Annotated in this window: 11 protein-coding genes and 1 riboswitch; of the genes, 3 read left to right on the top strand and 8 right to left on the bottom strand. The window is 76.3% G+C overall.

The features are described from left to right. Positions 1 to 4 precede the first annotated feature (4 nt). Entirely contained in the window at positions 5 to 961 is a 957-nt protein-coding gene (locus tag ABIB53_RS01615) for a WcbI family polysaccharide biosynthesis putative acetyltransferase (RefSeq protein ID WP_354586864.1), read from the bottom strand. 137 nt (positions 962 to 1,098) lie between these two features. Between ABIB53_RS01615 and ABIB53_RS01610 the strand changes: the two genes are divergently transcribed. Genes ABIB53_RS01610 through ABIB53_RS01600 form a run of 3 tightly spaced genes read left to right on the top strand, consistent with a single transcriptional unit; the run spans position 1,099 to position 4,425 of the window. After that, complete coding sequence (locus tag ABIB53_RS01610; protein WP_191563118.1) at positions 1,099 to 2,868, top strand: proline--tRNA ligase; 1,770 nt, start codon at positions 1,099 to 1,101, stop codon at positions 2,866 to 2,868. Beyond that, the gene (locus ABIB53_RS01605; protein WP_224766771.1) at positions 2,865 to 3,665 is read left to right on the top strand and encodes an HAD family hydrolase; all 801 of its coding nucleotides are present in this window, start codon (positions 2,865 to 2,867) and stop codon (positions 3,663 to 3,665) included. Before ABIB53_RS01610 ends, ABIB53_RS01605 begins: the two co-directional genes overlap by 4 nt. Before the next feature lie 7 nt (positions 3,666 to 3,672). Beyond that, positions 3,673 to 4,425 (top strand): cobalt-precorrin-6A reductase, encoded by a 753-nt coding sequence (locus tag ABIB53_RS01600; protein WP_354586862.1) that lies wholly within the window; start codon positions 3,673 to 3,675, stop codon positions 4,423 to 4,425. On the opposite strand, the gene cbiB is transcribed toward ABIB53_RS01600, so the two are convergent. Genes cbiB through ABIB53_RS01565 form a run of 7 tightly spaced genes read right to left on the bottom strand, consistent with a single transcriptional unit; the run spans position 4,409 to position 12,811 of the window. Beyond that, positions 4,409 to 5,338 (bottom strand): adenosylcobinamide-phosphate synthase CbiB, encoded by a 930-nt coding sequence (gene cbiB, locus ABIB53_RS01595; RefSeq protein WP_354586861.1) that lies wholly within the window; start codon positions 5,336 to 5,338, stop codon positions 4,409 to 4,411. The genes ABIB53_RS01600 and cbiB overlap by 17 nt on opposite strands. Further along, positions 5,335 to 5,886 carry a bifunctional adenosylcobinamide kinase/adenosylcobinamide-phosphate guanylyltransferase gene (locus ABIB53_RS01590; RefSeq protein ID WP_354586860.1) on the bottom strand — a complete coding sequence of 184 codons (552 nt, stop codon included), beginning with the start codon at positions 5,884 to 5,886 and terminating at the stop codon, positions 5,335 to 5,337. The genes cbiB and ABIB53_RS01590 overlap by 4 nt, the downstream gene beginning before the upstream one ends. Beyond that, positions 5,883 to 6,671, bottom strand: a complete 789-nt coding sequence (locus tag ABIB53_RS01585) for an adenosylcobinamide-GDP ribazoletransferase (protein ID WP_354586859.1) — start codon at positions 6,669 to 6,671, stop codon at positions 5,883 to 5,885. The genes ABIB53_RS01590 and ABIB53_RS01585 overlap by 4 nt, the downstream gene beginning before the upstream one ends. After that, complete coding sequence (gene cobA, locus ABIB53_RS01580) at positions 6,668 to 7,435, bottom strand: uroporphyrinogen-III C-methyltransferase (RefSeq protein ID WP_354586858.1); 768 nt, start codon at positions 7,433 to 7,435, stop codon at positions 6,668 to 6,670. Before cobA ends, ABIB53_RS01585 begins: the two co-directional genes overlap by 4 nt. Then, positions 7,432 to 10,014 carry a bifunctional hydrogenobyrinic acid a,c-diamide synthase/histidinol phosphate aminotransferase CobBC gene (gene cobBC, locus ABIB53_RS01575; RefSeq protein ID WP_354586856.1) on the bottom strand — a complete coding sequence of 861 codons (2,583 nt, stop codon included), beginning with the start codon at positions 10,012 to 10,014 and terminating at the stop codon, positions 7,432 to 7,434. The genes cobA and cobBC overlap by 4 nt, the downstream gene beginning before the upstream one ends. 50 nt (positions 10,015 to 10,064) lie before the next feature. Further along, the gene (cobO, locus tag ABIB53_RS01570; protein ID WP_068274825.1) at positions 10,065 to 10,679 is read right to left on the bottom strand and encodes a cob(I)yrinic acid a,c-diamide adenosyltransferase; all 615 of its coding nucleotides are present in this window, start codon (positions 10,677 to 10,679) and stop codon (positions 10,065 to 10,067) included. Then, positions 10,679 to 12,811: a magnesium chelatase subunit D family protein gene (locus ABIB53_RS01565; protein ID WP_354586854.1), complete on the bottom strand. Its 2,133-nt coding sequence runs from the start codon at positions 12,809 to 12,811 to the stop codon at positions 10,679 to 10,681. Before ABIB53_RS01565 ends, cobO begins: the two co-directional genes overlap by 1 nt. A gap of 52 nt (positions 12,812 to 12,863) precedes the next feature. Next, positions 12,864 to 12,994, bottom strand: a riboswitch (cobalamin riboswitch). Between the last annotated feature and the right edge of the window lie 12 nt (positions 12,995 to 13,006).

The raw sequence follows: 13,006 nt of genomic DNA, 5'->3' as shown, positions 1-13,006 counted from the left end.
GGCCTCAGCGCCAGCCGAGCAGGCGCATCCGCTCGCCGTGCCGCTCGACGCCGGCGCTCACCATCTCGGGGTGCTCGGCGTACCAGCGCGCCTGGGTCTCGCGGACCTCGTCGTCGGCGACGACCTCGCCGCCGACGAGCCAGTCCGCCCGCGGCTCGTGGGGCAGGTCGAGGGCCTCGACGACGTCCTCGCGAAGGGGGGTGCGCACCGAGCGCAGGAGGACCCGGCCGGGGTCCGCGCCCGGGGCGGGCAGCCCGATCGCCTCGCGCAGGCGCTCGCCGAGCGCGACGAGCACGGTGTTGCCCGGGTGGTTGATCGTCCACCCCTCGCCGAGCGTCTCGGCGACGACGTCGTCGGCGCGCAGGGTGCCCGAGACGGACTGCCGGCGCGCGAGCTCGGCGAGTCCCTCGCGGGCGATCGTGCGATAGGCCTCGGCGAGCTCGTCGGCCGCGAGGGTCTGCGGGCCCCCGGTGAGGCCCGCGGCCTGCGCCAGGGTGCGCAGGTCGTGGTACGGCACGACCGGCGGGTCGCCGGCCGCGCCGCGCACGAGTGCCTGGAAGGGATAGGCGCTGGGGTCGCGCAGCACCGGCAGCGGGACGAGCCGGGCGTCCTCGCACAGGTGGGCCCGGACCTGGCTCGTGCCGAGCGGCAGGCCTCGGTAGTCGTCGCGGACCGGCTGCGCGGCGAGGACGTCGAGGTGGGGGAGCAGACGGTGCAGGTGGGGGATGTCCGACGCCTCGAGCTCGTGCACCGGCGGCACCCGCACGGAGTCGACGGGGCTCGTGCCGTCGGCGGTGGTCGTCGTCGTGATGCGCAGGGACTCGGCCTGGCAGTTGCCGAGGACGGCGAGCAGCGGGCGCGCGCCCGGCTCGTCCGCCCCGGGCAGGGGGTCGATCCCGTAGAAGACGCCGTAGTGGCGTCGGCGTCCCTCGTCGGTGCCTGTCGACTGCTGGGTGCTCATCGGCCCAGCCTCGCAGCCCGGGGCGGGCTCACCCCCTTCGCGACCGGGCCGCCTCGACGGGCGGTCCGCCGACCACCGATATCCTGCCCGGGCACGTCTGCCCCACCCCCAGCTGCCAGGAGCCAACCACCGTGGTCATGCGCATGTCCTCCCTCTTCCTCCGCACCCTCCGCGAGGACCCGGCGGACGCCGAGCTGCCGGGGCACAAGCTGCTCGTGCGGGCCGGCTACGTCCGACGCGCCGCGCCCGGCGTCTACAGCTGGCTGCCGCTCGGGCTGCGGGTCCTGCGCAAGGTCGAGGGCATCGTGCGCGAGGAGATGGACGCGATGGGCGGCCAGGAGCTGAGCTTCCCCGCGCTGCTGCCCAAGGAGCCCTACGAGGCGACGAACCGGTGGACGGAGTACGGACCCAACCTCTTCCGCCTCCAGGACCGCAAGGGCGTCGACATGCTCCTCGGCCCGACCCACGAGGAGATGTTCACCCTCGCGGTCAAGGACCTCTACACGTCCTACAAGGACCTGCCCGTCTCGCTCTACCAGATCCAGACGAAGTACCGCGACGAGGCCCGGCCGCGCGCTGGCGTGCTGCGCGGGCGCGAGTTCGTCATGAAGGACAGCTACTCCTTCGACGTCGACGAGGCGGGTCTGAGCAAGTCCTACGACGCCCACCGCGACGCGTACGTGAAGATCTTCGACCGCCTCGGCTTCGAGTACGTCGTCGTGCACGCCGACTCCGGCGCGATGGGGGGCTCGGCGAGCGAGGAGTTCCTCGCGGTCAACGAGGGCGGCGAGGACACCTTCGTGCGCGACGGCGAGGGCTACGCCGCCAACGTCGAGGCCGTCACCGTGCCGCAGGCCGAGCCGGTCGAGGTGACCGCCGGTCCCGCCCACGTCGAGGACACCCCCGACACCCCGACGATCGACACGCTCGTCGCCGCGCTCAACCGGGACCACCCGCGCACCGACGGGCGCGCGTGGACCGCGGCGGACACGCTGAAGAACGTCATCGTCATGCTCGTACACCCTGCCGACGAGGAGCACCCCGACGGCCGCCGCGAGCCGCTCGCCATCGGCGTCCCCGGCGACCGCGAGGTCGACCCGAAGCGTCTCGAGGCCAAGGTCGCCCCGGCCGCCGTCGAGGCCTTCGAGGAGCGCGACTTCGCCGCGCACCCGCACCTGGCGAAGGGGTACATCGGCCCCGGCGCCCTCGGCGAGGAGCGCGGCATCCGCTACCTCCTCGACCCCTCGATCGCGGTGGGCTCGGCCTGGGTGACCGGCGCCGACGAGCACGGCAAGCACGTCATCGACCTCGTGCACGGGCGTGACTTCACCGCCGACGGGACGATCCAGGCCGCGGCGATCCGCGAGGGCGACCTCGGCCCGAACGGCCGCCCGCTGACGCTGGCCCGCGGCATCGAGATGGGCCACATCTTCCAGCTCGGCCAGAAGTACGCCGAGGCGCTCGGCCTCAAGGTCCTCGACGAGAACGGCAAGCTCGTCACGGTGCACATGGGCTCCTACGGCATCGGGGTCACCCGCGCCGTCGGCGTCATCGCCGAGGACAACCACGACGAGCGGGGCCTGGTCTGGCCGCGCTCCGTCGCCCCCTTCGACGTCCACGTCGTCGCCGCCGGCAAGAGCGACGAGATCTTCGTCAAGGCCGCCGAGCTGTCCGAGGAGCTCGAGCGTCACGGGCTGCAGGTCGTCTACGACGACCGTGCTGGGCGCGTCAGCCCCGGCGTGAAGTTCAAGGACGCCGAGCTCATCGGCGTGCCGACGATTCTCGTCGTCGGCAAGGGCCTGGCCGACGGCGTCGTCGAGATCAAGGACCGGCGCACCGGCGACCGGCGCGAGGTCCCCGTCGACGAGGCCGTGAGCGCGCTCCTCGCGGAGGTGCGGTCGTCGTGAGCCGTGAGGAGACGCCGCTGCGGGTCGCGCCGAGCCGGCCCGCGCCGGGCCCGGTCCGGGCGGTCGTCTTCGACTGGGGAGGCACCCTCACGCCCTGGCACGCCATCGACCTCGGCGAGCAGTGGCGGGTCTTCGCCCGAGAGGTCCACGGCATCCCCGTGGACTCCGCCCAGGTGCCCGAGGCCGATCTCGCCCGGGCCCACGAGCTCGCCGAGCGGATCCTCGCCGCCGAGCACGAGGCCTGGCAGGGCACGCGCGGCGACCAGCGCAGCGCGAGCCTCGACGAGGTGCTGCGCCGGGCCGGGGTCGACCCCCGCCACGACCGTCACCACCTGGCGCTGGCGGCCTACCGCCGCTTCTGGGAGCCGCACACGATCACCGACCCGCAGGTCCGGCCGCTGTGGGAGGGCCTGCGCGCCCGCGGGCTCAAGGTCGGCGTGCTGTCGAACACCATCTGGAGCCGCGTCTACCACCGCGACGTCTTCGCCCGCGACGGCGTGCTCGACCTGCTCGACGCCGACGTCTACTCCAGCGAGATCGGCGTGACCAAGCCCCACGAGGGGGCCTTCGCCGCGATCTGCCAGGCGCTCGGCGTCGACGCGACGAGCACCGTCTACGTCGGCGACCGGCTCTTCGAGGACGTCCTCGGGCCGCAGGAGCTCGGCATGCGCGCCATCTGGGTGCCCCACAGCGACATCCCGCTCGACCAGCAGGTCGCCGTCGACGTCGAGCCCGACGCGACCGTCCACGAGCTCGTCGACATCCTCGCCGTCGTCGACGGCTGGCTCGAGGGCTGAGCCCGCCATGACGCACGTGCTCGTCCTCGGCGGCACCGCCGAGGCGAGGGACCTCGCGGCCCGTCTCGACGCGAAGGGGGTGCCCCTCACCTCCTCGCTCGCCGGCCGGGTCTCGCAGCCCCGCCTGCCCGTCGGGCCCGTGCGCGTCGGCGGCTTCGGCGGGGCCGACGGCCTCGTCCGGTGGCTGCGGGAGCACGACGTGAGCGCGGTTGTCGACGCCACCCACCCCTTCGCCGCGACGATGGGTGCGCACGCGGCGGCGGCCTGCGACGCCGTGGGGCTGCCGCTGCTGCGGCTGGCCCGCCCCGGCTGGGCGGACCACCCGGACGCGGCGACGTGGACCTGGGTTGAGAGCCACGAGGCCGCCCGCGAGGCGGCGGACCGGGCCGGGGGAACCCCCTTCGTCACGACCGGGCGGCAGACCCTGCACCACCACGTCGGCCCGTGGGCGCGCCGCGAGGTGCTCGTGCGGCTCGTCGAGCCGCCGGAGGAGCCGCTGCCGCAGACCTGGACCGTGCTGCGCTCGCGGGGACCCTTCGAGGTCGCCGCCGAGGAGGCGCTCCTGCGCGACCACGCGGTGGGCGTGCTGCTGACGAAGGACTCGGGCGGCCGCTACACGCAGGCCAAGCTCGAGGCCGCCCGCCGGGTGGGGGTCCCGGTCGTCGTCGTCGCCCGCCCGCGGCGGGCCGACGGGGTGATCGAGGCGGTCGACGCGGAGCAGGCGACCCGGTGGGTCGAGCAGGTCACCTCCGGGCGCTGAGCACCTGGCGCGCGCCGGCGGCGAGGACGAGCGCGACGACCCCGACCCGTCGGGCGAGCGTCACCGCGCGGGGCAGGTCGGCCGCGGTGGGGCGGGGCCCCGACCCGAGGACGCCCCGGTCCTCGACGGCGCCCTCGTAGACGTTGCGCCCGCCGAGGCGCACGCCGAGCGCGGCCGCGAAGCCCGCCTCGACCGGACCGGCGTTCGGGCTGGGGTGCGCGCGGCCGTCGCGCCGCGCGACGGCGAGCACCTGCCCCGCCCGGGCGGGTGCCGCCAGCGCCGTCGCGAGGACGGTCACCCGCGCGGGCAGCCAGCCCAGGACGTCGTCGGTGCGGGCCGCCGCCCAGCCGAAGCGGTGGTAGCGCGGGCTGCGGTGGCCGTGCATCGCGTCGAGGGTGTTCGCCCCGCGGTGCAGGACGACGCCGACCGGGCCGAGGAGCGCTCCCCAGACGAGCGTGCCGACGACGGCGTCGGAGGAGTTCTCGGCGACGGACTCCAGCGCAGCCCGGGCGACCTCGTCGGCGGTGAGGTCCTGGGTCGCGCGCCCGACGAGGTTGCGCACCCGGGTGCGGGCCCCGGGCAGGTCGTCGCCCACGAGCAGGTCGTGCACGGCGGTGCCCTCTCGCCCGAGGCTCGTGCCGCCGAGGGCGGTCCAGACGAGGGCCGCCGTCGCGGCGCACCGTGCCGGGGCGGGCAGACGGCCGGCGGCCGCCCCGAGGACGAGCACGGGGGCGAGCACGACGACCTCGGTGAGGACCCCGGCGGGCCGGGCGTCGCGGTAGGTGCGGCGCTCGACGGCGCCGGCCCACGAGCCGAGCAGCGCGACGGGGTGCCCGCGTCGCGGGTCGCCGAGCACCTGGTCCGCGGCCCAGCCGAGGACGAGACCGAGGGCGACCGGGTCGACCCGCGTCACGGCTCGTCCTTGATCGTCAGGACCTGCCCGAGGACGACGAGGTCGACGCGGGTGGCGCTGCGGGCGAGCCGTTGGCCGAGCATGCCGAGCCGGTCGGCGAAGACGCGTCCGGAGCGGTAGGCCGGGACGACGCCCCAACCCACCTCGTTGGTCACCGCGACGACGTGCGGGGCCGAGCGCCAGGCCGCGTCGAGGGCGTCGACGCGCGCGTCGAGCTCGGCCTCCCACTGCTCCTGCGGGCTCTCCCACGCGTCGATCTCGTCGAGCTGGGCCGTGAGCCACGTGCCGAGGCAGTCGAGGAGCACCGGTCCGGTCGCCGCGGTGAGCGCGGCGGCGGCGTCGGTGCTCTCGAGCGTCGTCCACGTGGCCGGCCGGCGATCTCGGTGCGCCTGCACCCGCGCGGCCCAGTCGGGGTCGTCGCGCTGCGGGCCGCACGCGAGATAGGTGACCGGGGCCCGGTCGTCGAGGTGCGGGGGCAGGAGGAGGGACTCGGCGTGACGGGACTTGCCGGAGCGCACGCCACCGGTGACGAGCACGCGGGCGCTCATGACGCCACCGTCATGACGACGAGCGAGGCGGTGAGGGCGACCTCGACCCCGGCGCCGAGCACGTCGCCGCCGACCCCGCCGAAGGTGCGAGCGGCACGCTCGCGCAGGACGACGGCGAGCTGGCTCGCGACGAGCACGGCGAGGGCGGCGCCTGCGAGGACCGCGGGGAGCTCGCCGGTCGACGCGGCCAGGGGGAGCGCGGCGAGGACGACGACGACGGCGACGGCCGCGAGGAGCAGCCCGGACGCGGCTGGGGTGACCGTGCCGACGAAGACCCGGCCCAGGCTCGAGGCGGGTGCCGCGGTCGTGCCGGTCGTGCACATCCGGGCGCAGGTCGCGCGCGAGGCGACGACGAGCGCGGCGACGACGAGCGCGCCGCGCCAGCCGTGCGCGAGCAGGTGGGCGACGGACGCGGCCTGGACGAGGAGGACGACGACGAGCGCGACGACGCCCATCGGCCCGACGTCGCCGGTGCGCATCACGGCGAGCGCGCGCTCGCGGTCCCACCCCGCGCCGAGCCCGTCGACGGTGTCGGCGAGGCCGTCGAGGTGCATGCCGCGCGACCCGTGGGCGAGCAGGCCGAGGACCAGCCCGGCCGCGACGAGCGGGGGCAGCCCGATCTCGACGGCGGCGCCGACGAGCCCGGCGAGCGCCGCGAGCGGGAGGACGGCCAGGGGGGCGAGGAGCAGGGCGGAACGGGCCGCGGCGGGGGAGGTCGAGACCTCGCCGCTGGGGATCCGTGTGAAGGTCCCGACCGCCAGCCGCAGCCCGGCGTCGAGGCTCACGTGCCCGCCGGTGCGACCGGGTCGAGAGCGGCGACGACGTCGCCGATGACGGTGATCGCCGGAGGGGCGAAGTCTCCCTCGTCGGCCGCGGCCGCGATGCCCGACAGCGGGGCGCGCACGCTGCGCTGCTGCGGGCTCGCGCCGTCGGCGACGCACGCCGCGGGGGTGTCGGCCGGCATGCCGGCCGCCACGAGCGCCCGGGCGATCGACCCGAGCGTCGCGACGCCCATGAGGACGACGATCGTCAGCCGCGAGGTCGCGAGCGCCGCCCAGTCGACCTCGCTGCGCGGGTCCTCGGGGGCGACGTGCCCCGAGACGACGACGACCCCCTGCGAGAGCCCGCGGTGCGTCACCGGGATCCCGGCGAGGGCCGGGACGGCGAAGGCGGAGGACACGCCCGGCACGACCTCGACCGGCACCCCGGCGACGGCGCAGGCCTGCCACTCCTCGCCGCCGCGGCCGAAGAGGTAGCCGTCGCCGCCCTTGAGCCGCACGACCGTCCGCCCCGCGAGCGCGTGCTCGACGAGCAGCTCGTTGATCCGCTCCTGCGGGGTGAAGTCGCCGCGCGGGATCTTGCCGACGTGGATCACCTCGGCCTGCGGGGCGTGCTCGACGATCGCCGCGAGCGGGGCGAGCCGGTCGGTGACGACGACGTCGGCGACCGCGAGGGCGTCACGACCGGCGATCGTCAGCAGGCCGGGGTCGCCGGGCCCGCCGCCGACGAGCAGCACCCGTCCGGTCGTCGTCGTGGGGGTCGTCGTCATGCGGTCCTCCGGTGCAGCAGGTGGCCCAGCTCGCGCAGCAGGCCGTCGACGGTCAGCGGGTCGCGCACGGCGACCCGCACCCAGGTGGGGTCCAGCCCGGGGAAGGTGTCACCGCGACGCACGGCCCAGCCGGCGTCGCGCAGGGCGGCGTGCACACCGGTGCCCACCTGGGCCAGGACGAAGGGGGCGTCGGCCCCCGCCGTCGGCACGCCGAGGGCGTGCAGCCCGTCGAGGAGGTGACGACGCCAGACCGCCGTCTCCTGCGCGGCGCGGCCGGCCTCGGCGAGCGCCCGCGGGGTCGCGGTCTCGGTCATCACCCGCAGGGCGAGCGAGCCGACCGACCAGTGCGGCTGGTGCGCGGCGAGCGCGGCGACGAGCTCGGGGTCGCCCGCGAGGTACCCGGCGCGCACCCCGGCGACGGCCCAGGTCTTCGTCAACGAGCGCACGACGAGCACCCCGTCGAGGTCGCCGGTGAGCAGCGTCTCGGCCTCGTGCGGGACCGCGTCGACGAAGGCCTCGTCGACGAGCAGCACCCGCCCGGGCCGCGCCAGCGAGCGCAGCACGTCGGCGGGATGGAGCACGCCCGTCGGGTTCGTGGGGTTGCCGACGACGACGAGGTCCGCGTCGCCGATCTCGGCGAGCGCGTCCGGTGTCAGCGCGAAGCCCTCATCAGCCCGCAGCAGGACCCGCCGTACCTCGTGCCCGGCAGCGCGCAGCGCCGCCTCGGGCTCGGTGAACTGCGGGTGCACGACGACTGCGTCGAGCGGGCGCAGCGCCCGGGCGAGCAGCGTGAAGGCCTCGGCACCGCCGCTCGTCGGCAGCACCTGCTCGCGTCGCAGCCCGTGCCGGGCGGCCAGGGCGTCCCGCGCAGCGGTCGGGTCCGGGTACGCGGCGACCGCGTCGAGCTCGTCGCGCAGGGCTGCCGCCAGCCAGGCCGGCGGCTGCTCGAGCCGCACGTTGACCGCGAGGTCGACGAGCTCCTCGGCGACCTCGGCATCCCCGTGATGCCGCAAGGGGTCGACCGGCGTCTCCTGGGACGCACCGGCGCCGGACGGGCTCATCCCTCGGGTCGGCGCGGTGCGGGAGGGGTGCCCCTTGGGGCCTCGCGGTGCGCCCTCGGTCATCGGGTCACGTCGCCCGACGAGGTCTTGGGTCGGCCCCTGAGTCGGGGCGACCCCTCCCGCTCCGCGCCTCGCGTCGTGCTCGCGTACGGCGTCGACGAAGCTCGAGGCGACGGCGGGGGAGCCGGCCCAGTGGGTGTGGAGGTACGAGGCGATCAGGGTCGCGCGGCCGGTGCCGGCGGGGTCGAGCGCGAAGCCCTCGTCGCGCTCGCCGAGCCGCCACGCGGCGGACGTGCCCGCGGGCGGGTCGGTCGTCGTGCGGTGGAACTCGTGCCCGGTGACCGTCGTGCCGGCGGGGCCGATGACAGAGTCGGTGAGGGACACCCCTTCGCGGTAGCCGAGGGTGAGCCGTCGCCCCATCGCGGCTCGCGCGGGCAGCGAGCCGATCATCGGGTGGTCGTCGAGGCTCTGGGCGAGGTAAAGCATGCCGGCGCACTCGGCGACGGTGGGCATGCCGGCGGCGACGGCCGCGCCGATCTGGCCGACGAGCTCGCGATTCGTCGCGAGGGCGCGGGCGTGCACCTCGGGGAAGCCGCCGCCGAGGTAGAGACCGCGCGTCCGCTCGGGCAGCACGGTGTCGCGGGCGGGGTCGACCTCGACGACGCGGGCGCCGGCGGCCTGGATCAGCTCGACGGTCTCGGGGTAGCGGAAGGTGAAGGCGCGCCCGCCGGCCACGGCGACGACCGGGGCGTCGTCGGGCAGGGGTGCGGGCTCGCGGCCGAGGGCCTGCGCGGGCGACCACGGGGTCGTCTGCAGGGGCGGTGCGCCCGCGGCCGCCGTCAGCAGGGCGTCGAGGTCGAGGTGCTGCTCGGCGACCCCGGCGATGTGGTCGAGGGTGGCGGCGGCCCGGCCGCGCTCGGCGGCGGGGACGAGGCCGAGGTGACGCGAGGGCACGTGCATCGCCGCGTCGCGCGGGAGCACTCCCCAGACGGGCACGCCGACGCCCTCGACGGCGCGGCGGGCCTCGGCCCCGTGACGCGGGGTGCCGGCCTTGTTGAGGACGACGCCGACGACCTCGAGCGCGGAGTCGATCCGGGTGAGCCCGAGCACGGTGGCGGCGACGGTGCGCGAGGTCGAGCTGATGTCGACGACGAGGACGACGGGGGTGCGGGTGAGGGCGGCGACGTGCGCGCTGGAGGCGAAGCCGTCGGTGCCCAGGCGGCCGTCGAGCAGACCCATGACGCCCTCGAGGACGGCGACGTCCGCGGCGACCGGGTGGGTCGCGCCGCGGGCGAGCAGGGGTGCGACGCGCTCCTCGCCGACCAACCACGGGTCGAGCGTGCGGCTCGGGCGGCCGGTCGCCAGGGCGTGGTAGCCCGGGTCGATGTAGTCGGGGCCGACCTTCGCCGGGGCGACGACGTGCCCACGACGGGAGAGCGCGGCCATGATGCCCACGGCGATCGTCGTCTTGCCGTGGCCGGACGCGGGGGCGGCGACGAGGACCCGGGGCAGGGCCACCTCTCGCCCTTGCCTCACCACTCGCGCGTCCCTCACCACTCGCGCTTCCCTCACCACTCGATGCCCCGCTGACCCTTCTGACCGCGGTCGAAGGGGTGGGCGATCTTCGTCATCTCGGTCGCGACGTCGGCGATCTCGAGCAGGCGCGGGTGCGGGTCACGACCGGTGATGACGACGTGCTGGTAGCCCGGGCGGCTCGTCAGGGTCTCGACGACGTCGTCGACGTCGACCCAGCCCCACTTCATGACGTAGGTGAACTCGTCGAGGACGTAGACGGTGTGCGTCTCCTCGGACAGCCGGCGCTTGATCTCGGCCCAGCCCTCGCGGGCGTCGGCGGCGTGGTCCTCCTCGGATCCCGCCTTGCGCGACCACGACCACCCCGAGCCCATCTTGTGCCACTCGACCGGGCCCCCTTCGCCGGTCTGCTCGTGGAGCCGGCCGAGCGCCGCGAAGGCCTCCTCCTCGCCGATCCGCCACTTCGCGGACTTGACGAACTGGAAGACCCCGATCGACCAGCCCTGGTTCCACCCGCGCAGGGCGAGCCCGAAGGCGGCGGTCGACTTGCCCTTGCCGGACCCGCCGTGGACGACGACGAGGGGCGAGGTGCGGCGCTGACGGGTGGTCAGGCCGTCGGCCGGGGTGACGGGGGTGCGTCCCTGCGCCATCAGGCGGCGCTCCGGCCGGTGCGCCCGGTGCCCGTGCGGTCGGTGACGATCTCGACGAGACCGCTCGCGGCGACCTGCTCGAGGGCGATGTGCTCGGCGCCCATGCGCCGGGCGAGGTCGGCGGCCAGGCCCATGCGGAAACGGCCGGACTCGCAGTCGACGACGACGGTCTGCGCGGTCGGCACGGCGCGCGACCAGCCGTCGGCGACGACCCGGGCGCGGGCGAGGGCATCCGCCCCGGCGGTGGCCCGGCCGTCGGTGACGACGACGACGAGCGCGCGCTGGTGGCGGTCGCGGACCTGCTCGCGGGCGACGACCCGGGCGACCTGGGTCAGGCCCTCGGCGAGCGGGGTGCGCCCGCCGTGGGGCAGCTGCGCGAGCCGCGCAGCGGCGGCGTCGACGGACGAGGTGGGCGGCAGGGCGACCTCGGCCTGCGCGCCCCGGAAGGTCACCAGACCCACCCGGTCGCGGCGCTGGTAGGCGTCGAGGAGCAGGGAGAGCACAGCCGTCTTGACCTCGCCCATCCGGCGGCGGGCGGCCATCGAGCCGGAGGCGTCGACGGCGAGGAGCACGAGGTTTGCCTCTCGCCCGCGGGTCACGGCGTGGCGCAGGTCGCCGCCGGTGACGCGGGCCGGCCCGGTGCGGGCGGCCCGTCGTGCGGCGGAGGCGCGCAGCGTCGCGGTGAGGTGCACGGGCGCGCCCGCCGGCTCCTGGCCGGCCGGGTGCGTGCCGACGACCCTGCCGCGCGGGGTGAGCGCGGGGGAGCGGCGGCCCGAGGGACCGGACCCGACACCGGCGAGCTCGAGGCGGCGGGCGCGGTAGGGCGCCTGGGCGCTCGCGGTCCCGACCGGCGCGGCGGCACCGCCCGTGGGGGGAGCGGCCTGCGCGTCGGAGGGGTCGGCCGGGTCCTGCGCTCCGTGGTCCTCGGCGCTCGGCTCGGGAGGGCTGTCGGCGCGCCCGCTCGGCGGGGTGTCGTCGGACCCGTCGGGGGTGGGGGACGGTCCGCCGGTGGTCCGGCCGTCGCCGTCGCGCTGCTCGTCGTCGGGCCGGCCGCCATCGGGCTGCTCGTCGGGGCCGTCCTCGGGCTCGTCGCCGCCGGGCGGGTCGTCCTCCGGCTCCTCGTCGAGGAGCCGGTCGAGGAGGTCCTCGTCGAGACCGGGCGCGTCGAAGGGGGAGCGCCGGCGGCGGTGCGGCAGGGCGAGCAGGGCCGCGGCACGGATGTCCTCGCGGGTCACGTGCGTGCGTCCCTGCCAGGCCGCGTGGGCGACCGCCGTGCGGGCGGTGACGATGTCGGCGCGCAGGCCGTCGACGTCGAAGCCGGCGCACACCCGGGCGACGGTGCGCAGCGTCCGCTCGTCGAGGACCACCTCGCGCACGCCGGCGCGGGCGGCGGCGATGCGCTCGGTGAGCTCGACCTCGGAGCGCTCGTAGCCGGCGGCGAAGCCCACCGGGTCGGCGTCGGCGGCGAGCCGGCGACGCACGACCTCGGCCCGCTCACGGGGGTCGCGGCTCGCGGCGACGTGCACGGTGAGCCCGAAGCGGTCGAGCAGCTGCGGGCGCAGCTCGCCCTCCTCGGGGTTCATCGTGCCGACGAGGGTGATCCGGGCGGGGTGGGAGATCGAGACCCCGTCGCGCTCGACGGTGTTGCGGCCCATCGCGGCGGCGTCGAGCAGGACGTCGACGAGGTGGTCGTGCAGGAGGTTGACCTCGTCGACGTAGAGGATCCCGCGGTGCGCCTCGGCGAGCAGGCCGGGCTGGTAGGCGGCCTCGCCCTCGCCGAGCGCGCGACGCAGGTCCAACGAGCCGACGACGCGGTCCTCGGTGGCGCCAACGGGCAGCTCGACGAGACGGGCCGGCCGGGTCGTGCCGGGTCCGTCGTGGGGGCCGTCCGGGCAGTCCTCCGCACGGTCGGGGTCGCACCCGAAGCGGCAGCCGAGCGCGACGTGCTGCTCGGGCAGCACGGCGGCGAGGGCGCGCACGGCGGTCGACTTCGCGGTGCCCTTCTCGCCGCGCACGAGCACCCCTCCGATCTCCGGGGAGATCGCGCTGAGGAGCAGGGCGGTCGTCAGCTCGTCGGCGCCGACGAGGGCGGTGAAGGGGTAGGTCGGGGTGCGCTGGCCGAGAGCCGTCACGGCTGCCTCCTGGCGAGTGTCCACGCTCGCCGGTCGATGACGTCGCCGCGGGTGACGGTGACGGGTGCAGACCGAGTGTCTGGCTCGGGCCCAGAGGGCCGTGACAGTGGCGGGACCGCTCCGGATTCGCACCGGATTCCTCGGTTGGCTGCGCCGGGCGCGATCCTCTCACAACCGCGAAGGGGCCTAGGGTGG

The sequence above is a fragment of the Janibacter sp. UYMM211 genome (assembly GCF_040547045.1).
Classification (GTDB): Bacteria; Actinomycetota; Actinomycetes; order Actinomycetales; family Dermatophilaceae; genus Marihabitans; species Marihabitans melonis.
Note: the sequence above shows the minus strand (reverse complement) of the source record. Positions and strands in the feature narration are given on the sequence as shown.